Here is a 23,336-nt window from a genome sequence, read left to right on the forward strand (position 1 = left end):
GATGTTAAATTCCCCGTTTTCCCCTTGGCCTAGCTTTACTCAGCAAGAAGCAGACGCAGTAAGTAAAGTTGTACTTTCTAACAAAGTGAATTACTGGACAGGTACAGAAGGGCGTGAATTTGAAAAAGAGTTTGCAGCTTGGACTGGTGCTGAATATGCGATTGCACTTGGTAATGGCACATTAGCGTTAGATATTGCGTTGAAAGCATTGAATGTTGGCGAAGGAGATGAGGTTATTACTACTCCTCGTACTTTCTTAGCTTCTGCAAGTAGTATTGTTACAGCGGGAGCTGCACCTGTATTTGCCGACGTTGACTTAAATAGCCAAGCTATTACTGCTGAGTCTATTAAAGCGGTTTTAACACCTCAAACAAAAGCACTTATTGTGGTGCATTTAGCTGGGATGCCTGCTGAAATGGATGCAATCATGGCCCTCAGTAAAGAGCATGGCTTCTATGTTATAGAAGACTGTGCTCAGGCACATGGTGCTAAGTATAAGGGGCGTTCGGTTGGTACAATAGGTCATATAGGTGCTTGGTCATTTTGCCAAGATAAAATTATGACCACTGGTGGTGAAGGTGGAATGGTTACTACAAACTCCAAAGACCTATGGTCAAAAATGTGGAGTTATAAAGACCACGGTAAAAGCTTTGATGCCATTTACAATCGTGAACACCCTCCTGGATTTCGCTGGTTGCATGAGAGTTTTGGCACTAATTGGCGTATGACAGAAATGCAAGCGGTGATTGGGCGTATTCAACTTACTCGTATGTCAGACTGGACGGCTAAAAGGCAAAGCAATGCTCAGGCAATAGATCAAGTTGCAAAAGCATTTAATGTGGTACGTACAGTGCGCGTGCCGGATTATATTGAGCATGCAGAGTATAAACATTATTTGTTTGTAAACTCTGCGGCGCTTAGGGAAGGTTGGACAAGAGATCGCATAGTCGACGAAATCAACACGCTTGGCGTGCCTTGTTTTCAAGGTAGCTGCTCAGAAGTTTACCTAGAAAAAGCCTTTGATAGTACGCCTTGGCGACCAAAAGAGCGTTTAACGAATGCAGTAGAGTTAGGTGAAACATCTTTAATGTTTTTGGTACATCCAACGCTTACCACTGAAGAAATCAGCAAAACTTGTGAGGTAGTAAAGCAAGTACTTCACAAAGCATCACTATAAATAGGAAGGATGCGCACGCATCCTCCATATTTTCCTCATACATTTTTGCTACTTTTGTGTATACTGCAACATGTACTATGCTTTAGTTCGTCTGCGGTTTTAATTCGGATTGGAATAAAAAGGGAACACAATGGATAGTTGGTTTCGCGCTTTACTTGGCGCTTCTCGTAGCCAAAAACGACTTCTCACGCTCGTATTAGATTCAGTTTTTATAGTCTCCGCCTTTTGGTTAGCGCTTATTGTTCGCCTCGATAGCCTAGCACCACTGGCTAATTTTAATAACTGGTTAATCCTCGCGTTATTACTCCCCATTAGCTTGGTGATATTTGTAAAACTTGGTTTATATCGCGCTGTGCTCCGTTACGTTGGGGCAAATGCCGTAGGTGCTGTTGTACTTGGTACAGTTATTAGTACTGTGATTTTAGTGTTGTCTTCATTTTTTACGCAAACCGCCATTCCTCGTACTATGCCCTTTATTTATGCATGGTTGATGATACTTTCAGTAGGTGGCTCGCGTATTTTGGTAAGAGCACTTATTTGGCGATTAACCTCATTTACTAAAACCCCAGTGGTTATTTATGGCGCTGGAGATGCAGGCCGGCAGTTAGCTACTGCGCTAGCAACAGGGCCTGACTATTATGTTACGGCGTACTTAGACGATGACGCTACCAAACATAATGCTATTATCCAAGGGATCCCCGTTGTTGCCTTTGACGAAATCTATAATTTGATAGATAAAAAGCGAGTGAATAAGGTTTTGCTTGCTTTACCAAGCGTATCGCGCTCTCGCCGTAAAGAAATACTCACTAAGTTAGAAAAACTGCCGCTCGAGGTGATGACGGTGCCAGGTATGGCAGATGTTATCGACGGTAAAGCGCAGCTTAATGAGATAAAAGAAGTTGAAATTGAAGACTTATTGGGCAGAGACCCAGTAGCGCCACAAGCAGAGCTGATGGCTGCAAATATAAAAGATAAAGTCATTATGGTAACCGGTGCAGGCGGTTCTATAGGCTCTGAACTATGCAGGCAAATTATATTAAATGGACCTAAAAAGCTGGTGCTTTTTGAGGTGTCTGAGTTTGGTTTATATAGCATTGAAAAGGAGCTGAATCAGCTTGCATTGAATAAAGGCGTATCATTGGAAATAGTACCAGTGATGGGATCGGTGCAACGTATCAACCGTATTGAAACTTGCATGAAAGCCTTTGGGGTGCAAACTGTCTATCATGCCGCAGCCTACAAGCATGTACCGCTTGTAGAGCAAAATGTTGTTGAGGGTGTTCGTAATAATGTATTTGGTACTTATTACACGGCTAAAGCCGCTATTAACGCAGGAGTAGAGACCTTTGTATTAATCTCTACAGATAAAGCGGTGCGCCCTACCAATGTAATGGGTGCAACCAAGCGTATGGCAGAGTTAGTGTTACAAGCCTTGGCTGAAAGTAAAGTAACGTCTAAAAATACCCGTTTTTGCATGGTACGTTTTGGTAATGTGCTTGGTTCTAGTGGTTCAGTTGTGCCTCTATTCCGTAAGCAGATTAAAGAAGGTGGACCAATTACCTTAACGCATAAAGATATCACCCGGTTTTTTATGACCATACCGGAAGCAGCGCAGTTAGTTATTCAGGCGGGTGCCATGGGTAAGGGTGGTGACGTATTTGTGTTAGATATGGGTGAATCTGTTAAGATCAAAGACTTAGCGACCAAAATGGTGCATCTTTCTGGCTTAGAAGTTAAATCAGAGTCAAACCCTCATGGCGATATTGAAATTGAATGCACAGGATTGCGCCCAGGTGAAAAGTTATATGAAGAGTTATTGATTGGTGACAATGTAGAAGAAACCTCTCATCCACGGATCATGACGGCCAACGAGGTAAAACTGCCAATGGTAGAGCTAGAGTCTTTTATGAGTGCAATGGACACGGCTTGTCATAATTTTGATCATGAGCTTATTCGTAAACTGTTGCTAGAGGCGCCTACAGGCTTTAATCCTACAGACGGTATTTGTGATTTGGTGTGGAATGAAAAACGCCAAGTGCTTGAAGCGCAACGTGAGTCCGAGCAGAAAGTGGTTAATTTAAGAAACGTGTAACGATCTTATCGCGGAGTTATGTATTCGTAGCAGCGACTTTATGTCGCGATTTTTTATCTTGGGGTAAATCCGCGGTTACGAGGTTGGGTTTTTCTATACTTCATTGTACGATGTCTACATAATACTTATAACGGTGGCTGAGCTGGTTAATTTGCTCTGCCACATTTAATTCAAGAATTGAAAATAAAAATCGGTCTGCGCACATGTCAAAAATAAATACGATTCTTGCAGGTAGCATTGCGCTTGCAAGCATACCTGTTTTAGCTGATACCCAAATAAATAACTACACTGCATTTGCGGGGTACACTGGTATTTTTAATACCCCTACTGCTGAGGTACTTGAAAAGGGAAGTATAGATATTGGTTACAATAACCAACTTGATCACAGTGGCAATGGCTACTTCGATGGTCACAACTATATTTTCTCAGCGGGTGTGTTTGACGGTTTAGAGGTAAGCGGTATGATTGCTTCTAATACAATGCACGACAATCTTTTTACTGCTAAAGCTAATGGTGAAAATCAAACTCGCGACCTTTCGTTTAACTTAAAATACCAACTCCCTTTTGTGCCTAAAGAGTGGTTTAACTTAGCTGTAGGTGGTAAAGACCTTGGCGGTGCCGCTAATAAATATGAAACCTATTATTTGGCAGGTTCTCGTGAATGGAACGACTTTAGATTTTCAGCGGGTTTTGCGGTAAGCGATCGCGCAACCGGGCAAATGGATGGCGCATTCGCGGGTATTGAGTGGCAGCCACTAGACTGGCTAGCTGTGCAAGTGGAACACGATGCTGATGCGGTTAATGCCGGTTTGCGCCTAACAGTACCAAAAGCATGGATTTATGATGTGGGTACTTTAACGCTTACCAGTAAGTTTTACAGTAATACTGATCACGCTGAAAAAGACACCTTTTGGGGTATAAACTTCTCCATGCCTTTGTTTGAGCAGGCAACATTAAATGACCCACTAGAAGCAGCTCCAGCGCCAACGCTTGACGCAGACGCCAAGCGAGAAGCGGCATTTAAAGCTCATTATGAGGAGCAGCGCCGTCTCGCCCGTAAACCTCTTCCAGAAGCGAAAAAAGAAGTCACAGAGCGTGATGAATATAAAAAATCTCTAACAATGCAAACGCGCGCTTTAAAAGCGGCGCTCTTGGAAGACGGCTTTGAGTCGGTAAGTGTTGGCTTCAATCGAGACCCTCATGTTGTCGTGAGTTTTGAAAACTATGTTTTTAATCGCAATGACATAGATGCAATTGGTTTAGTATTAGGCCGTATTGCTGAACATGTGAACGAGCCGAACGCGCAGTTTACTGTTCAATTGCTAAATCGTGGCATTCCAATGTTGGCATTGAGAGGCCACATTAATAATTATAGAGAGTTCGTAAATACTGGCACTACACCTGATATGGATATTCGTCGAGGCGAAATGGACCCAATTGGTAGTGTGTCTTGGGTTGGTATGCCAAAGGCAAATAGCGCGTACTTTAAACCAAGATTAACAGTTGGTCCTGCACTAGACTCAAGGTTGGCAACGGAGCTGGGAGTTTATGATTTCTCACTCGCCTTAAAAGCTGATGTTGATGTACCAATGTGGTATGGCGGTGGTATTAATTTAAGTGCTGAAACCGAAGTTGCGAATACGAGTGACTACGATGATGGAAAAGCATTTGGTCGTTTGGCTAAACAAAGTGGCTTAACACAGGCGACTATTTATCAAACATTTGCACTGCCTTATGGTATTTATAACCAAACACATATCGGCTTTTTTAAAGAGTTTAATGATTACACAGGTATTAAGAACGAAACAACTTGGTTGAGTGGCAATGGTCGTCATCAATTTTCAGCAGAGCTTGGATACTTTGAGTACGATGATTATGACTTAGATAAGGATTATCAAACCTTGTCTTATCGTTATAACTGGGTTGAGCAAGATGTTAGTTTTCATGCCACAGCAGGTAAGTTCTTTTATGAGGATAGTGGCGTTAAGCTAGAAACGCGCTTTTGGTTTGGTGACAGTTACGTGTCCATATTTGCGCAAGATACAGATGTGCAAATCGCTGGTATATCTTTTAGCATTCCACTTACACCTAGAAAAGACATGGCACCAACACGTTATGGTCAAATTAAAGGAAATGAGGCGTGGCGTCATGCTGCAAGTACGCGAATTGGTGAATCAACAAATGCTATTGCGATTGGTCGAGGCCATTTAGTTAATACGCCGGTTAATATTGATAAAACATTCCTCAATCAAGGTCGTTTATCGAGCAGCTATGTATATAGTAACTTGGCTCGACTAAGAGAAGTGTATTTGACCTATAAATAAGAGATGGTCACGGTAAGCCTGCTGCTATGGGGTCGGTGTTTCGGTGCTGCTGTCGCGGGGTTATGTATTCGTAGCAGAGACTTTATGTCGCGATGCTGTTATCTCGGGGTAAATCCGCTGCTACGGGGATGGTGTTTTGGTGCTGCTGTCGCGGGATAAACCCGCTGCTACGGGTGTGGTGTTTCGTTGCTGCTGTCGCGGGGTAAATCCGCGGCTATAGGTGTGGCGTTTCGGTGCTGCTGTCGCGGGATAAACCCGCTGCTACGGGTGTGGTGTTTTGTTGCTGCTGTCGCGGGATAAACCCGCTGCTACGGGTGTGGTGTTTCGTTGCTGCTGTCGCGGGATAAACCCGCTGCTACGGGTGTGGTGTTTCGGTGCTGCTGTCGCAGGATAAACCCGCTGCTACGGGTGTGGCGTTTCGGTGCTGCTGTCGCGGGGTAAACCCGCTGCTACGGGTGTGGTGTTTTGGTGCTGCTGTCGCGGGGTAAATCCGCGGCTATAGGTGTGGCGTTTCGGTGCTGCTGTCGCGGGATAAACCCGCTGCTACGGGTGTGGTGTTTCGTTGCTGCTGTCGCGGGGTAAATCCGCTGCTACGGGTGTGGTGTTTCGGTGCTGCTGTCGCGGGGCTATGTATTCGTAGCAGCGACTTTATGTCGCGACGCTCTTATTACGGGATAAATCCCGGTTACGGATCGCGATTCTTTTTTTTATTTTATCTCGTGACGATAGCTGCACTGAAGCTATCGCTACACATTTACAATTTATACCTCGTTAATAAACAACCATTATGTTGCAATTATTTACGATAAATTTAACTTCATTCATTGTGTATTTAGTGTACCAACGGTATCCTACTTTCAAACTAAATCAAGCGGTTGGATCTAACGCTTTACTGTGATAAATTAGCGGGGTCATCGTGGGCTGTTTATATCTTGGTCATAGTTTTGACTACAAAGCTCGCGTTGAATCGGGTCAGGGAGTGACTTAGTCCCTGTCTACCATACAAATTTTTAATTTAAAGCTTTCATTGCTAGCAATGAAGCTTTTTTTTGTGTGTTAACACGCTAACGTGGCGTTGTTAATAAAAAAGAAAACAAGGACTAATCATGATTGCAAACAAAAAATCTCTTCTTGCGCTGTCAGTCGCATCTGCGTTGACGCTTTCAGGCTGTTTCAGCGACGATGACAATAACACAACAACTCCACCACCAGAGCCTACAGATCCTGTAGTAGTAGCTCCTGATGCTCCTAATGCTCTTTCTCTAGTTGTGAATGGTAGCGTTGTTGACAAAAACAGCACTAATGTTGTTCCTGCTACAATCGCATTCCTAGAAAATGGTGAAGCTTCTGAAAACATCGTAAATACCAAAGGCGAAGTAACTGCAACAGTTGAAACTGGTGATGCTGGTAATTTTGTATTTACTGTTAAAGAAGGTGCTGAGCTTTCTCAAGTAACAGCCGTTGTTACAGCGAACGGTTACTTCTCAAAGAGCTTCAACATTGATCTAACTACGGAAGATGATGTTGCTGAAGTTGCAGTTCAACTAGCACTTGTTTCTAAAAATACTGATTCAACTGTTGAAGAAGTTGTGGAAACTGAAGTTGAAGGCGGTGTTGTAGACGCTGCAATCACAGCAACAGCAGCTAAAGGCAAAGCTGGTGCTAACGTGGTAATTCCTGCAGGCGTTGTACTTCGTGACGCAAATGGTGAAGCTATCACTGGTACAAAAGTATCACTAAACGTTGGTTCTGCAGATCCTACATCTTCAGCTGCCGGTGCAGTGCTTCCTGAAGGACTGAATGCAGATAGCGCTGCGACTTTGGCAGCTCCAGTTGGTGTTGCTAACGTAACAATGACTGATGAGAATGGCGTTAAGATCAAAAAGTTCAGCAACCCAATCTCTATCTCAATCTCTATTCCAAAAGATACTGTACTAGCATCTGAAGGCCGCGCTGTTGAAACTGGTGATGTATTAGGTCTTTCATCTCATAACGAAGATACAGGCGTTTGGACTAAAGAGACTAATAATGAAGTTACTGTTGGTGCTTTAAACGAAGCAGGAACTGCGTACAAAGCTTCGTTTATGACCGACCACCTTACATTCTTCACCGCAACTGATGAAGTTGCTGTATGTAATAATGATGTTTCTGTAAACATCACTGGTGACGTACCTGCAGGCGGCTTATTTGTTGATGTGCAATCATCTGATATCAATGCAACTAAGTTCATTGCTTCAGGAGCAACTTCTAAAGTTATTTACACTGCGGAAAACGCGGGTAAAAATAACGTAAGTGCAGACGCGACAGCACGTATTGTACTTCGTGATGCTGAAGGTACAGTTTGGTTTGATACTGAAAATGAAGTAGCAGTATGTGGTGAAGCTGTTGCAGCAACGTTAGAAGCGCCAGCAGTTGAGTACACAACAGCATCATTTGACTTAACGGGTGTTTGTTCTAATGATGAGTCGGTCTCTGTTCCAGTACAAAACTCAGTGATTACTTACCGTCGTGCTGACAAAGCAACATACCTTGCTGCAAATGCTGAAGGCACATATTCGTTAAATAACCTAGTTGTTGGCGAGACGTACACTGTGAGCATTGATCCATTATCACTAGACGTTGCAGAAGGCCAAGCTACATCGTTTACTTTTGAAGCGGGTGATGAAGTTGCAGATCAAGAGCTAAAAATGGCTTGTGAGACAGTAACAGGTTCTTAATAACGTCTGTTATTAAGCCTTAAAAAAGCCGCTGAATAGCGGCTTTTTTTGTTGTCAAAAAAGTTACAAACATCCTAACATAAGTACGCTTAGCTAAGTTTGGACGTCATAAATATTATTAAAGTAATATTACGGTTGTTATACGCTTGCTTCTATTAAGGGGACTTGAAGTAACTTTGTATACGAAAATCTTTAAAAATTATCAAAAACTTCTACTATCAAGCTGGACAATCTTAAAACCTTCTCTATATTTAAACTTCGATGTATTAAAACGCGCGACGGTGCCGCCTGGCGCTTTCAAAAAAGGGAACAAGGACCAATCATGATTTCGAACAAAAAATCTTTACTCGCTTTGTCTGTAGCTTCAGCTCTAGCATTATCTGGCTGTTTTAGCGATGATGATGATAATGTAGTTGTTAAGCCGCCAGAACCAACAGACCCTGTGATTGTGGCGCCAGAAACGCCAGCCGCTCTAGCATTTGCTGTAAGCGGTAACGTAGTTGATATTGATACTGTTGATATCGTTGCGCCAGCGACAATTGCCTTTTTTGAGGATGGAGAGCCTGCCTCAAACTTGGTTAACGTCAATGGTGATGCAATAACACAGATTGCAACAGAAGATGGTAGCTACACCTTTACTGTAAAAGAAGGTGCAGACGTTGGGATCGTAACTGCGGTTGTAACTGCTGACGGCTATTTTTCAAAAAGCTTTGAAATTGATTTAAGTAACGAAGACTCTGAAGCAACTTTAGAAGCTGAATTGGCGCTTGTGTCAAAAAGCGGTGATGAAGTTGTTGAAGCAAGCGTTTCTGAAAGTGTGGCTAACGCAACAACTGCATCTGCTGTTACTGCTGCGGCAGCAAAAGGTAACGCAGGCTCTGATGTCACTATTCCAGCCGGCGTGCAATTAAGAGATGCAAGCGGTAATGCAGTTACAGGTACTTCTGTTTCATTAACTGTTGGCTCTGCGGATCCTACATCTAGCAAGATCTCCGCTGTTTTGCCAGCTGGATTGAGTGCAGATAGTACAACCAGCGTTAAAAAGCCAGTTGGTGTAAGCAATATCGTGATGCAAGATAACAATGGAACTAAGATCAAGCAATTTAGTCAAGAGATTGATGTTTCTGTTTCACTTCCTGTCGCAACCTTAGCACCATCGGGTGATAGAACAATTCAAACAGGAGACCTGTTTGATGTTTCTTCGAATAATGAAGATACAGGTAAATGGCAGTCAGAAACGAATAAAGCAACTGTTGGTGCGTTAAATGCTGAAGGTACGGCTTATAAAGCATCTTTTAAAACCGACCACCTTACGTTCTTTACATTGTCTCGTTCAGTTCCAATCTGTACGCAAGGTATTACCGTTAATGTGACTGGTGATACTGTTCCGAGCTCAGGTCTATACGTGAGTATGACTTCAGCAGATGCAAGCGTATCAAGTTATTTACGTGGTGGTAGTACGTCAAAAACAGTCGTTTCAGCAAGCACTTCAGCTCGTTACGGTATTAGCTCAACGGCATCAGCACGTGTAGTCATTCGTGACGCAGCAGGTAACGTGTGGGGGAATGCTTCTGCAACGAATGCCGAAGTTCCGGTATGTGATGGCCCAATTTCGATCGCGCTAGCAAACCCAATTCAAACTACAGTTAATGAAAATGTAACTGTTAGAGCAGTTTGTTCTAACGATACAACGGTAACAGAAGTTATCCCAGGTGCGATTGTAAAGTATAGAGCTAGTACTACTAAGCCATTCCGCACAGCAGCGAATAATGGTGACGGTACTTTTGCACTTTCTGCACTTAATGGTGATATCGCATCATATGCTGTTAGCGTAGATCCTCGAATTTCGGCACCATTCACGACGTCTATTACGCCTGACGGAACAGATGAGACCATCGATGTTTCAGTAGCGTGTGACACTGTAACGGGTAGCTAAGAAAAGAATGATTAGTCCAATCAGTTAAGCCGCGGAGACGCGGCTTTTTTCTTTTCTCAATTAAATATATACATGTAGGTATTACTCGTTATCACTTTTTTCGCGGGATAAACCCGCTGCTACAAACTTGGCGTAGCAGCGACTTTAGGTCGCGACTCTTTTATGGCTTTAGGTTGCGACTCTTTCTTATGACTTTATGCCACAATTCTTCTCTTTACGCGCTTGTCGCGGGATAAACCCGCTGCTACAAACTTGGCGTAGCAGCGACTTTAGGTCGCGACTCTTTTATGGCTTTAGGTCGCGATTCTCTATTATTGTTTTATGCCACAACTCTTTTCTTTACGCGCTTGTCGCGGGATAAACCCGCTGCTACAAACTTGGCGTAGCAGCGACTTTAGGTCGCGACTCTTTTATGGCTTTAGGTTGCGACTCTTTCTTATGACTTTATGCCACAACTCTTTTCTTTACGCGCTTGTCGCGGGATAAACCCGCTGCTACAAACTTGGCGTAGCAGCGACTTTAGGTCGCGACTCTTTTATGGCTTTAGGTCGCGATTCTCTATTATTGTTTTATGCCACAACTCTTTTCTTTACGCGCTTGTTGCGGGATAAACCCGCTGCTACAAACTTGGCGTAGCAGCGACTTTAGGTCGCGACTCTTTTATGGCTTTAGGTCGCGACTCTTTTTTATGATTTTATGCCACCACTCTTTTCTTTACGCGCTTGTCGCGGGATAAACCCGCTGCTACAAACTTGGCGTAGCAGCGACTTTAGGTCGCGACTCTTTTATGGCTTTAGGTCGCGACTCTTTTTTATGACTTTATGCCACAATTCTTCTCTTTACGCGCTTGTCGCGGGATAAACCCGCTGCTACAAACATGGCGTAGCAGCGACTTTAGGTCGCGACTCTTTTATGGCTTTAGGTCGTGGTTCTCTATTATTGTTTTATGCCACCACTCTTTTCTTTACGCGCTTATCGCAGGATAAACAGGCTGCTTTGAGGAGAAGGTAACTATCAAACTTCCGAAAAAGACTAAAAACCGTTAAACTTAAGGTCTTTAGTATACTCAATACGTTGACTACAGTATGAAATCTCATTTAGGCCGAAGAGCGTTTTCCTCTATGGAACTTCATACTTTGTTCAATGGCTATATATACTCGGATGAAAAGTTGAAGCGTGAGCAACCCAAGCATTGGCATTTTTGGTTACCTTTGCTGAGCTATTATACGGGGGCTTACAGTGATGAAATTGGTTCTCTTACACTTGATGATATTCATTATGAAGATCATGTTCATGTGTTTCATTTTAATACTCACGGTAAAATTCAACCACGTATTGTGCCCATTCATTCTGCTTTATGGCAAAGCGGGTTAGAGCAGTATTTAGCACTAGTCAAACAACAAGCTCATCATCGCATACTATTTGATTTACCAGCTAAGACTGGGCGCTACAGTGAGAAAGTCAGAATTTGGTTTTCTGGTGAAGGGGAAAGGCAAGGGTACTTGCAGAAGTGTGGTCTACCTAATGTTGACCAGCAAGGCATGAAAACTGCGATCAGCAGCCTGCGTTTGAATTTTGAGCAGCAAGTTAGAATTTCAGCTATACAGCTCGGTACAAAAAGCAGCTTCCAATATTTGCTGGGTCTCAAGCAAGATGGCCATGAAGTGAAACGTCCTCCTCTTTGCTTACTGAAGCAGGTCATTTCACCAATCCGAGTTATCAATCCGAATATTACATGGCAACGCTTTTTAGAGCGACAGTAAAGTGTAGTATTCAGCTACTACCACTGTGTAGATCGTTTGCTTTATTATTTGCAAGGTAAGTTAAGCAGGTAATACGCAACATTGACGCCAAGTTTTTAATCTCACCATGGCGTTCAATTACTTCTTGATAAAGAGTTGAAATAAACTCAGCTAAAGTAAGCTGTTCATTCTTAGCTATGTTTTCTAGCAGGTGCCAAATTTCGTTCTCTAAAGCAAGGCTAGTAACAGCACCTTGAATTCGGATAGATCGCTTATCTACTTCGTAGCAGTGAGGGGGGGTTGATGCGTAGAGCTCACACATATAAATTCCATAGGTAAAGTAATGGCAAAAATGATCCATTCAATGATCAGAGTGAAAGATGCTGATCGTTCAACTAAATTTTATCATGATGTATTTGCATTGACAGTGAAGCGACGACTAGATTTTAGTGGCTTTTCTCTTATCTATCTTGGCAATGAAGAAACGTCCTTTGAATTAGAGCTGACTTGGAATCATGAGGCTGTAGATTATACCATCGGTAATGGCTATGGGCATCTTGCATTTGCTGTAGATAATTTGAAAGTAATTTACGATAAAGCCCAAAAAAGTAACTACAATCCTCAAGCAATCAAGGACTTTTATAATCACGATGTATTGGTAGCAAGGTTCTTTTTTATCAAAGATCCTGATGGGTATGATATTGAAGTGATTGAAAAAAGTGACGTATATCGGTAGAAACGGGGTACTCCGCGTCAAAGGTTGTAAATCTCAGCATAAAATCGTTAAATAAGTCGCGACCTAAAGTCATAAAAGAATCGCGACCTAAAGTCGCTGCTACGCATGTGCAAACCGGTAGCAGCGGGTTTATCCCGCGACCAAGGTTGATGTGAGTCGTGATATTAAATCTTACAAGCGTCGCGACCCTAAGCCATAGAAGAGTCGCGACTTAAAGTCGCTGCTACGAATGTGCAAACCGGTAGCAGCGGGTTTATCCCGCGACCAGGGTTGGTGTGAGTCGTGATATTAAATTTTAAAAGAGTCGCGACCTAAAGCCATAAAAGAATCGCGACCTAAAGTCACTGCTACGCATGTGCAAACCGGTAGCAGCGGGTTTATCCCGCGACCAGGGTTGATTCCTATATACTTTTCAAGTTTGCTCTCTTTCAAATCTGCTCTATTCTTTATGTACGTAGAGTTATAAGGATATAACATGTACAAAAGTCAAAACTTGAGGAATAAGCGGGTCTCACTCGTAAATCATTTCTATGCAATTACCGTAACGTGCAAAGATAGAAAGTCGTACTTTAACTCCTTTTCGATTTGTGCTGAGGCCGCTAAGACAATCATGGCTTGCGAAAAGGAACGCCTTTTTAAAGTTATTGCTTTCGTTTTAATGCCGGATCATCTGCACTTAATCATACAGCTAAATGGCTCCCTTAGCTTGTCAGATGCAATTCGCGCCATAAAGGGTCGAATTACGACTCGTTTACGCTCATTTGGTGTCTTTAGCTTATGGCAAAAAGGTTATTATGAACACTTGATTCGAAGCGAAGATGATTTAAAAGAGCAAGCAAGGTATATAATTCAGAATCCAATAAGGGCTAACCTTGTTACGCGGGTATGTGAATATCCATATTGGTTTTGTATATGGGTGTGATTTATTAAGGTGATTGAAAGTCATTACAAGCGTCGCGACCTAAAGTCGCTGCTACGAATGTGCAAACCGGTAGCAGCGGGTTTATCCCGCGACCAGGGTTGGTGTGAGTCGTGATATTAAATCTTACAAGCGTCGCGACGTGAAGTCATAAAAGAATCGCGACCTAAAGTCGCTGCTACGAATGTGCAAAAACCAGTAGCAGCGGGTTTATCCCGCGACAAACTAAGAAGCTAGGCTTAATTGATGAAAGCGTTTTAAGAATTGTGAAAATTCTTCACCTAACTGCTCGTCACGAATCGCATATTCAACGATAGCTTTAAGATAACCCAGCTTATCTCCGCAGTCATGTGAGCGTCCACTCATATGAAAAGCTTCAACGGTTTCTTTTTCCATCAACATATCGATTGCATCCGTTAACTGGATCTCGCCACCGGCACCGACAGGTGTTTTCCTTAATAGGGGCCAAATATTTTTAGAAAGTACATAGCGGCCAACCACTGCTAGGTTAGAAGGAGCCTCTTCAATGCTTGGCTTTTCGATCATATGCTTTATCGCGCTACTCTCGCCAGCGCTAAGTTGAATACCATTAACATCAGCGATACCGTACTTACATACGTCCTGCTGTGGAACCGGTTCTAGCATAATTTGGCTAGTTTTTGTTTGGTTAAAACGAGAAAGCATTGCAGCAAGGTTTTCTTTACTTTGATCCGCAGAATATTCGTCTAAAACTACGTCAGGTAATACAACAACAAAGTCATTGTCACCAACAATAGGCTGCGCACATAACACAGCATGTCCAAGACCTTTGGCTTCGCCCTGACGAACATGCATAATAGTGACGTCTTCAGGGCAAATCGAGCGTACTTCTTGTAAAAGTTTACGCTTTACACGCTTTTCAAGGGTTGCTTCCAATTCAAAGCTGGTATCAAAATGGTTTTCAATTGCATTTTTTGATGAGTGAGTCACTAACACAATTTCTTTGATACCTGCTGCAACACATTCTTTGACTATATATTGAATGAGTGGCTTATCTACCAAAGGCAACATTTCTTTTGGAATGGCTTTGGTCATTGGGAGCATGCGAGTACCAAGACCCGCGACAGGAATAACTGCTTTCATAAAAAGTCCATATTTTGACTAGTTTCCAATTTTCACCCTGCATTGTAGCGCTTCATATAAAAGTTGCAAACCAGATTAAGTTGCAATTTCTCCAATAGTATTCAGGAGTATACTCTAATACTTCATTTTATGCCGTTACTTCGCTTTTTCGCTATTTTGGAGCTATTTGTACAAGCTATTAGGCGAATGAAAACATCATGAACGACGAGAGCTGAATGAGCACTGATTTTGGAGGTTACCACTTTGATCTTTCAACGCTTTTCCATATCTCAATTGAGAGTTACTGTACATAAGAAGCCAAACTAATTTCATCTTGCACATTAGGGACGCTATCTAGTGAAGTACAAAATTCGGCTTAATTTTTTATCAAGTCGACTTTACGGCAGGAATGTGGGTTGAATGTGAAAGCGTTGCATCGTTATCTCATCAAAGCAATGTTAGCTTATATTACAACTGTTTTCTATCGCGATCTGTAAAAATATCATATCTATTTTATTCGGCTATTTTTAACCAGTACATTAAATTGGATAATAAGAACAAAAAAGCCCCTTCCGGGGCTTAGATTATTTTTTGGGGATAGAGTGATTAAAAGTTCACTGTGATTTCATTTGAACAGATTTCACTAGATTGACACACTTTATACGTGTAGCTGGTAGCTTCTAAATCACGAGAGAAGTCTCTGAATTTACCAGTATTTGAGACAGATTCAATCGCTTGTCCATCACGGTAAATCGTTACTTCATCTGCACTGCTGCCTTGCCATGAAAGTTCTACGCGGATAAAGCCTAAGCGAGACTTATTTGCGCGAACTAGCGATAGCTCAATTTCATCAGTACTAACAATAACAGATTGGGTTGTTGTGTGGCTGTTGCCTTCACTATCAGTAACAGTCAGAGAAACGCTGTACTCACCAGATGCTGCAAACTCATGGATCGGGCTGGCGTCAGTACTGATGCTGCCATCACCAAAGTCCCATGCCCAACTAACGATGTCATCGTTCGGGTCGCGGCTTTCATCAGTGAATGTCACGGCTAAGCCTGAAGCTGCAAAACTGAAGCCCGCAACTGGAGGTTGAGGAGATGTTTCACCAAGGCCTGTTAGGTTTAGAGTCCAACTGTTCAATGTTCCAGTATCGATACCTGCATTATCCGAGACAGACAATGTCCAATCACCTGTTGCAACTTCACCATTAAATGCAGCTGAGTTAAAGGTTTGGTTAATGTTGTCTGCGGCACCACCTTGACGGTTATGCAGTGTTGCTACTGTTCCAGCTGGAGAGGTAAGTGTAACAATTAAGTCGCCAATGTAGGTGTGTGTAATATCCACTAGGGTATTACTATCAAACACAGTAACCGTATCAGCTACAGTGATCACAGAAGTAATACCAGAAGCATCGTTATCAGGGATGTCTACCGCGGTAGTATTTTCATAGCTGAAATCGCTTAACCCTTGAGGTAATACATATAGTCCTACCTGCTCTTGATCTGCAAGTTCACCTGATGTTGCATTGAGTGTAAAGCTATATTCGCCCCATTGAGTCGAAGCCGTAGTTGGTACTGAAAGTGTTACAGTATCGCCAGGCATTGCGGTAGTCGCAGACAATGTCGCACCAGCAATTGGTGAGGTAACAGACAAGTCTATAGTACCCTGCCAGTCAGCGACCGAAGCAAAAGTAAATTCGTATGTTGCAGTATCGCCCGCCGTGATTTCCTGATTAGCAGGACGAGCTGACACTCTAAAGCCAGGCTCTGGGTCTGCATCGATTACTGCTTGATTCACATTTAAGCGCTTACCAGATACTGTTTTATCTGTAAGGTCAGCATTAACATCACCACTTTGCATCAGTAGGTTTTTAAGCTCGATAGCACTTAGTGTAGGATTGATAGAAAGTACCAGAGCAGCAGCACCTGCAACGTGAGGTGTCGCCATTGAAGTACCTGAGTAACTTGAATAACCACCACCTGGAACGGTAGATAAAATTGCGCTACCTGGTGCGCCCATGTCAACAGACGTTAAACCCCATTGAGAAAATGAAGACATCGCATCGGTATGTGTTGTACTTGCAATAGAGAATACACTGTCGTGTTCATAGCTTGAAGGATAGTGAGGGTTTACGTCGTTATCTACCGCACTGTTACCAGCTGCGGCAACAAATAAGATATCCGCATTTTCACTGGCTGTGATTGCATCAGAAAGTGCTTGGCTGAAGCCGCCGCCACCCCAACTATTATTAGTAACACGAACGTTATGACCCGCGTTTTTAAGCGCAACCATATAGTCAATACACTCAATCGCATCTGAGGTTGAGCCTGAGCCTGATGCATCGAGGAATTTACAGCCTACGATAGACACCTCATGGTTTACACCAGCAACGCCCGTTGCATCGTTGCCTGAAGCACCGATAGTACCCGAAACGTGCGTACCGTGGCCTTGGTCATCCATCGGATCGCCACTACCAGTAATCGCGTTAATACCGTGAACGTCATCAATATAACCGTTACCGTCGTTATCAATACCATCCCCAGCTATTTCACCCGGGTTGTACCATGCATTTGCGGCTAGATCTGGGTGAGTATAATCAACACCGGTATCGATCACACCGACGATAACATCACGTGAGCCAACCGTAATATCCCACGCTTCAGGAGCGTCAATGTCGGCATCTGCTGTACCACCAGTTTGACCTGTGTTGTGCATACCCCACAATTCGTCAAAACGACTGTCATCGGGAATGCCAAGTGCTTTTACTTGATAGTCAGGCTCAACATATGCAACCGCTGGATGATTAGCCAGTTTTTCAATCGCTTGTTTTGCTGTAATGCTATCTAGCTTAAAGTTTGCTAAACGACCTTTCAAAACATGACGGTATTTATCATCAACACCGTCAGCATTTAAATCTGCCATTTTTGCTTTTACTAGGTTTCTTGCATTTGCACGAAGTGCTGCAGAGGTATTTTCTTTAAATACAACTAGGATGCTGTCGTCTGCAGTCGCGGTTGTTGTTTCAATTTGAACTGCCGCTTGAGCCGTGAAAGCAAGTGCTGGTAGCAAAGCCAAAGACAATGCAGAAAGTTTAGATCTCATATTAATAACCTTTTTAATTTCAAGCGTATCCATCGATACACGATTTTTTGAGTTGGTAATTTTTCTGGTAGTGGCTGTGGTCTTTTTGGCAACGTCTTAAAACCTAGACGCAGATATTCAGCAGTGCAATGTAAAAAAAGCGTTAATTAATAAAATCAGGATTTTTTACTGGGTAGGAGGTTTCGGAATGAATTATTTGGTTCTTTTTTATGGGATGTATGTAAATGGGTGCGTTTGAACTTTAACCATACTTTTTTTGTATCTCCATTTTTTGTTCGTAATTTTGTGTAAGTTTAGCTTTGTATCGTAATGAAAAATAAAGGATATTTTTTTCATAAAATCTTCTTATTTATCTTCGGTTGTTCCCATCTTAGAGTTAAAGATGACTAGACGTAATAAAATATATTATTTCATCATATTGATTTGCTGACTTTGATATAGATTACGTTTTTCATTAAAAATGTAACACTCTGGTAACTGGCACAGGTGGGAGCGACTCAAGAGTAATGAGTCATAACAGGACGTTAGTTAAGTGAAAGGTTGCAGTTGGCTGAGTTCGGCAACAGCTCAAAGCCTGCACTAAGCACTTAATTGAAAAATAATATAATAAATCTCTAAGGAGAACAGTGTGAAGTTTTCAAAATCAATCGTGAGTTGCGCGATCGCACTTGCGCTAACACATTCTATTACAGCACATGCTGAGGCAAAATCAGATAATAAACCACTTTCAACTTCTGCACTTTCACAAGTAGAACGTGTAAGTGGAACAAGTAATGAGCTTAAGCTTTCACAAACTTCAGGTAGTCAAGGTGGCAACGAGTTAGCTTCTGTGCAACTGGGAACATCTAATCTGACAGATGTGACTACGGTTGGCGACAACAACATTACAGAAGCCGATCAAAATGGTACTGGTAACGTCGCTATTATAACAACAACTGGTAACAACAATAACCAAGTATATAGCCAAGATGGTGAATCTAACGGCGCATTAACGGAAGTTACTGGCGACGATAACGCGATTGACATTCAGCAGTCAGGTAGCGGGATCCTTGGGATTAACAACGAAGCCATCAATATCATTAATGGCGATCAAAATACTATTACGGTATCTCAAGGTTCTGGCGGTCAATGGTTCTACAACCTAAATATGCAAGGTAGCCAAAACGAGGTATCAGCGACACAATCAGGTATGTGGAACGAAGCCACACTTGAGTCTGTACAAGGTGATATGAACCAAATTACTTTGGACCAAGATGGTGTGTATAACCAATATAAAGTGATTAGTCTACAGGGTAATGAAAACGAAATTGAATCGAGCCAAAGCGGCAATTTCAATGTTATTGCCGTAGAGACAGTGATTGGGGATGACAACCAAATTGAGATTGAGCAGTCGGAAGGTGATAGCAATACGGTTAACGTATTTGAAATTACTGGAGACAATAACGAGCTTAGTATCGATCAGGAAGGCTCAACTAACACCTTTGCGTCAGATTTATTAGTTGGTAGTGATAATGAAGTGACGGCTGAACAGCGTGGTGATGAGAACAAAGTTCAAGCTGACGTTGTTGGTGATAATAACGAATTTACCGCGATGCAAATTGGCAATGGCAACGAGATGTACCTTGGCGTTGCTGGTGAAAACAATGAGTTTTCAGCGACTCAAGTAGGTAATGCGAACATCGCACATGTTGCGAATTTCAACGGTAGTGATAACGATGTTGATGTTACCCAAACGGGTGATGAAAACGAGGTGGTAGTGCAATCATCTTACCCAGACGTTAGCCTTGCAAGCAATGACAACGCCGTTGATATCTCACAAAGTGGCACTGGCAATGGTGTTGTTGTGACGATGAGCAGTGTGTTCGATAGCAGTTCAAACCAAGTAGATATTGCGCAATCAGGCGAATTTAACGCGATAGATTTAATGCTTGAAGGCAGCCGTAATATGTTAGACATCACACAAAATGGTAGCAACAACTTTGTGATGGGTATGGGCTCAGAAGCATTCATTATCAACGGTGATGATAATGCATTTACAGTAAGCCAAATTGGTGATGGCAACTTAGTTCAAGGTGGAATTACAGGTAGTGGTCAAAACATTACCGTAACTCAGGTTGGTGACAACAACGTTGCGACTATCACTCAGCAATAACTAAGTAATAGCTAAGCAATTTAGACAGGGGCAACACCAGCCCCCGTATTTTGTACTATTCAGCTAACCAAAATATCAATGTGAATCTCGTCAGTAAAGATATTCTATGCCGTGAGTAAACAAATAATGATAAGAATAATAACATTCTTGAGCGCCATGCTCGTTTCTACATTTTCACTGAGTGCACAAGAAGATGTAGAAATTGATGGTTTAGTGATGGATCAGAGTATTAGCCGATTTGGTCATCAGTTTTACTTTCAATTTTCACAGCTTTGGAGAGATGTTCCTAACACCTCGGGAATTAATATCACGGTTAAAGAAACGGTTTTACCAAGAGCAGGCACTCGGTTAGAAGTTTTAATGAATAATCGCGCAGTCTACGCAACAGCGATGGGAAGGAGAGGTGGCTCTGTTGATGAGCGAGTTGAGACTGCCATCTTTACTATTATGGATGCGATGGCGAGAGAACAATATCAACAGAATGGCTCAGAAGATTTAGCAGCAAGTGGGTGGTAACATGGCAACAATAAAAACAACAATCGTGTGTGCTGGTTTAATGCTACTTAGCGGTGCTCATGTGGCAGCAACGGAGCTGGTATATAAACCAATTAACCCCGCATTTGGTGGTAACCCGTTAAACGCCAATATGTTATTGAGTAAAGCGCAATCTCAAAATAAACACAGAGCGCCAATTATAGAAAAGACCTATGATGAAAAGTTTCAAGAATCACTCGAGCGTACGTATCTCAACCGCTTGGTAAGAGAAATTACGGATGTAGCGTTTGGTGATGACATCAAAGACAGTATTTTTGATCAAGACGCGACGTTTATGAGTGGCGACTATCAAATCCAAGTGATCACCAGTACACCCGACACCATTACGGTTAGAATAACAAATACAGCATCGGGTGAAGAAACCATTCTTGAAGTACCCAGGTTTGCCGCTTCGGCTGGTGGAGGATACTAAATGCTCCGCGTAACTTTATTGGTATTGTTGTTACTACTTAGTGGTTGTTCTAGCATGTCACGTGTGTTGCCACCGGCGCAAAGTGTGGCTATTGAGCTGACCGATACCGAAACCTTTGCAGAACTAAAAAATTTACCCACACCTAAGGGGCGAATTCCTGTCTCGGTTTATTCATTTCGCGACCAAACAGGGCAATATAAACCACAAGATAATGTGAGTTCATTTTCAACAGCGGTGACTCAAGGCGCTAACTCGATTTTAATGCAGGCACTACACGAAACGGATTGGTTTATTCCGGTAGAACGTGAAGGGCTGCAAAACTTGCTGACTGAGCGCAAAATTATTCGTGCAGCAAGTGATGATAATGATACAAGCGCTTTGCCACCATTAATGACCGCAAAGATTATTTTAGAAGGCGGGATCATCAGCTATGACTCTAATATCCGCACAGGCGGTTTGGGGATGGAATATTTTGGCATAGGTGCATCTGAGCTTTATCGTGAGGATGTTATCTCTATTTATATGCGCGCAGTTGATGTTCGTACCGGGCAAGTGCTGCTTTCTGTCGCGAGTAGTAAAAAAGTGCTATCCATGGAGGTTCGGGCAGGGTTTTTCCGATATGTGAGTTATAAACGATTGGCTGAAGCCGAAGCGGGTTTTAGCGATAACGAACCGATGCACATTTGTGTAACTCAAGCGATAGAAAAAGCGCTGACTTTGATGGTACAACAGGGTATCGAAAAAGGCGTGTGGTCGGCAGCTACCGCATCGCAGGTCGCGCTTTAGCGCGACAAACCTTTACCACAACGCTCCCTTTTGCGTGGCACGCACCACTAACCGTAGGTCGTGCTTTAGCGCGACAAAAATTTTAAGAACGATACAACCTTGAGCACGTTCTCACACTACCCACTTTAAAATAAAGAATAATACTGGTGCATGAGATTCAACAATAAAGTCAGCCACCAATAAGCTGAGTATGTTAATCTAAATGGCAATGAAATAATAAAGAACGCTAACATCATGCACGTACATATTTTAGGGATTTGCGGTACCTTTATGGGCGGGATCGCAGCCATCGCTCAATCATTGGGGCACAAAGTCACAGGTTCAGATCTCAATGTTTACCCGCCGATGAGTACACAACTTGAATCACTCGGAATTGAACTAACTCAAGGGTACGACCCTAAGCAACTCATCGATGTTGAGCCTGATGTGGTGATCATCGGCAATGCCATGAGCCGTGGTAATCCGTGCGTTGAATATGTTTTAGAAAAGGGTATGCGTTATACCTCAGGCCCTGAATGGTTAAAAGACCATGTATTACGCCAGTCATGGGTGTTGGCAGTTGCCGGTACACATGGCAAAACGACCACTGCGAGTATGTTGGCTTGGTTACTCGAATACGCAGGATTACGCCCGGGCTTTTTGATTGGTGGCATAGTGCAAAACTTTGGTGTGTCGGCGCGCACTTCAGATACGCCATTCTTTGTTATCGAAGCCGACGAATACGATACGGCGTTTTTCGATAAACGCAGCAAGTTTGTCCATTACTTACCTCGCACGTTAATACTCAACAATCTTGAATATGATCACGCTGATATTTTTCCAGATTTAAATGCCATTCAAACCCAGTTTCATCATTTAATTCGCACGCTACCCAGCCAAGGTAAAGCCGTATATCCAGCGGATGATACTGCGCTACAAAACGTCATTGAACGTGGTTTTTGGAGCGAGCAGGAATCCCTTGGTAAAGAATGGTCGTATAACTTGCTCAAGGCTGACGGCTCTCGCTTTACGGTATTATTTGAGGGCGAAGAAAAAGGCGAAGTAAATTGGCAAGCGATTGGTGTGCATAATGTGAAAAATGCCATGATGGCGATTGCGGCGGCAAGACATGTGGGCATTCCAATCGAGGTGAGTATCGAAGCGCTGGGGCAATTTATTTCTCCTAAACGCCGTATGGAAATTAAAGGGGAGGTCAATGGCGTTACTGTCTATGATGACTTTGCACATCACCCCACGGCAATAGCAACGACCCTCGCAGGTCTTAGAGCAAAAGTTGGAGATGCACCTATCATTGCTATTTTAGAGCCTCGCTCAAATACGATGAAGCTTGGCATTCATCAAGAAACCTTATTGCAATCCCTTGATGTGGCAGATGAAGTGTATCTATTCGAACCAGATGGCCTATCTTGGTCTCTTAAAGCACAAGCTGAAGCCGCGGGTCGTCAGTGTTTTGCAAGTGTGGATGAGATTGTCGCACAGGTTGTGACAAATCAAGCACCAAACCAGCATGTGTTGATTATGAGTAATGGTGGTTTTGGTGGCATCCACGACAAACTTTTAACTGCATTGAAAAAGTAATCAT

16 protein-coding genes are annotated in these 23,336 nt (G+C 42.7%); 13 read left to right on the top strand and 3 right to left on the bottom strand.

Annotation, left to right across the window (positions count from 1 at the left end; translation table 11 throughout):
- The first annotated feature begins 1 nt into the window (after window position 1).
- The 6 genes from GSF13_RS08070 (at window position 2) to GSF13_RS08095 (ending at window position 12,009) form a co-directional block, all read left to right on the top strand.
- Complete coding sequence (locus GSF13_RS08070; RefSeq protein WP_211867806.1) at window positions 2-1,177, top strand: DegT/DnrJ/EryC1/StrS aminotransferase family protein; 1,176 nt, start codon at window positions 2-4, stop codon at window positions 1,175-1,177.
- A 130-nt stretch (window positions 1,178-1,307) separates the two neighbouring features.
- Window positions 1,308-3,269: a nucleoside-diphosphate sugar epimerase/dehydratase gene (locus GSF13_RS08075; protein ID WP_211867808.1), complete on the top strand. Its 1,962-nt coding sequence runs from the start codon at window positions 1,308-1,310 to the stop codon at window positions 3,267-3,269.
- Window positions 3,270-3,472: 203 nt separating this feature from the next.
- Complete coding sequence (locus tag GSF13_RS08080) at window positions 3,473-5,593, top strand: YjbH domain-containing protein (RefSeq protein ID WP_211867810.1); 2,121 nt, start codon at window positions 3,473-3,475, stop codon at window positions 5,591-5,593.
- A gap of 1,106 nt (window positions 5,594-6,699) precedes the next feature.
- On the top strand, window positions 6,700-8,310 hold the full coding sequence (locus GSF13_RS08085) for a hypothetical protein (RefSeq protein ID WP_206471453.1): 1,611 nt from the start codon (window positions 6,700-6,702) through the stop codon (window positions 8,308-8,310).
- Window positions 8,311-8,632: 322 nt separating this feature from the next.
- On the top strand, window positions 8,633-10,246 hold the full coding sequence (locus GSF13_RS08090; RefSeq protein WP_206471452.1) for a hypothetical protein: 1,614 nt from the start codon (window positions 8,633-8,635) through the stop codon (window positions 10,244-10,246).
- Between the two features lie 1,085 nt (window positions 10,247-11,331).
- Window positions 11,332-12,009 carry a hypothetical protein gene (locus GSF13_RS08095; protein ID WP_174170382.1) on the top strand — a complete coding sequence of 226 codons (678 nt, stop codon included), beginning with the start codon at window positions 11,332-11,334 and terminating at the stop codon, window positions 12,007-12,009.
- A gap of 10 nt (window positions 12,010-12,019) precedes the next feature.
- Here the strand turns inward: GSF13_RS08095 and GSF13_RS08100 are convergent, their stop codons facing one another.
- Window positions 12,020-12,310 carry a ribbon-helix-helix domain-containing protein gene (locus tag GSF13_RS08100; RefSeq protein WP_102056111.1) on the bottom strand — a complete coding sequence of 97 codons (291 nt, stop codon included), beginning with the start codon at window positions 12,308-12,310 and terminating at the stop codon, window positions 12,020-12,022.
- A 21-nt stretch (window positions 12,311-12,331) separates the two neighbouring features.
- On the opposite strand from GSF13_RS08100, the gene GSF13_RS08105 reads away from it, so the two are divergent.
- Window positions 12,332-12,724 (top strand): VOC family protein, encoded by a 393-nt coding sequence (locus tag GSF13_RS08105; protein WP_174170381.1) that lies wholly within the window; start codon window positions 12,332-12,334, stop codon window positions 12,722-12,724.
- A gap of 475 nt (window positions 12,725-13,199) precedes the next feature.
- Complete coding sequence (locus GSF13_RS08110) at window positions 13,200-13,646, top strand: transposase (RefSeq protein ID WP_211867812.1); 447 nt, start codon at window positions 13,200-13,202, stop codon at window positions 13,644-13,646.
- A 222-nt stretch (window positions 13,647-13,868) separates the two neighbouring features.
- Here GSF13_RS08110 and galU read toward each other — a convergent pair whose 3' ends face one another.
- A complete protein-coding gene (galU, locus tag GSF13_RS08115) occupies window positions 13,869-14,765 on the bottom strand; it encodes a UTP--glucose-1-phosphate uridylyltransferase GalU (protein WP_211867814.1) in 897 nt (298 codons plus the stop codon).
- 585 nt (window positions 14,766-15,350) lie between these two features.
- Window positions 15,351-17,849: a S8 family serine peptidase gene (locus tag GSF13_RS08120; protein WP_349251766.1), complete on the bottom strand. Its 2,499-nt coding sequence runs from the start codon at window positions 17,847-17,849 to the stop codon at window positions 15,351-15,353.
- A gap of 628 nt (window positions 17,850-18,477) precedes the next feature.
- Between GSF13_RS08120 and GSF13_RS08125 the strand changes: the two genes are divergently transcribed.
- The 5 genes from GSF13_RS08125 to mpl all read left to right on the top strand — a co-directional run bounded on the left by GSF13_RS08125 (window position 18,478) and on the right by mpl (window position 23,332).
- Window positions 18,478-20,001 (top strand): curlin, encoded by a 1,524-nt coding sequence (locus GSF13_RS08125; protein ID WP_211867818.1) that lies wholly within the window; start codon window positions 18,478-18,480, stop codon window positions 19,999-20,001.
- A gap of 126 nt (window positions 20,002-20,127) precedes the next feature.
- The gene (locus tag GSF13_RS08130) at window positions 20,128-20,517 is read left to right on the top strand and encodes a CsgE family curli-type amyloid fiber assembly protein (protein ID WP_029215819.1); all 390 of its coding nucleotides are present in this window, start codon (window positions 20,128-20,130) and stop codon (window positions 20,515-20,517) included.
- 1 nt (window position 20,518) lies between these two features.
- Window positions 20,519-20,968, top strand: a complete 450-nt coding sequence (locus GSF13_RS08135) for a curli assembly protein CsgF (protein WP_010605736.1) — start codon at window positions 20,519-20,521, stop codon at window positions 20,966-20,968.
- Entirely contained in the window at window positions 20,969-21,754 is a 786-nt protein-coding gene (locus tag GSF13_RS08140; RefSeq protein ID WP_174170378.1) for a CsgG/HfaB family protein, read from the top strand.
- A 234-nt stretch (window positions 21,755-21,988) separates the two neighbouring features.
- A complete protein-coding gene (gene mpl / locus GSF13_RS08145; protein WP_010605734.1) occupies window positions 21,989-23,332 on the top strand; it encodes a UDP-N-acetylmuramate:L-alanyl-gamma-D-glutamyl-meso-diaminopimelate ligase in 1,344 nt (447 codons plus the stop codon).
- Window positions 23,333-23,336 lie beyond the last annotated feature (4 nt).

The sequence above is a fragment of the Pseudoalteromonas sp. M8 genome, from assembly GCF_018141365.1.
Taxonomy (GTDB): Bacteria; Pseudomonadota; Gammaproteobacteria; order Enterobacterales; family Alteromonadaceae; genus Pseudoalteromonas.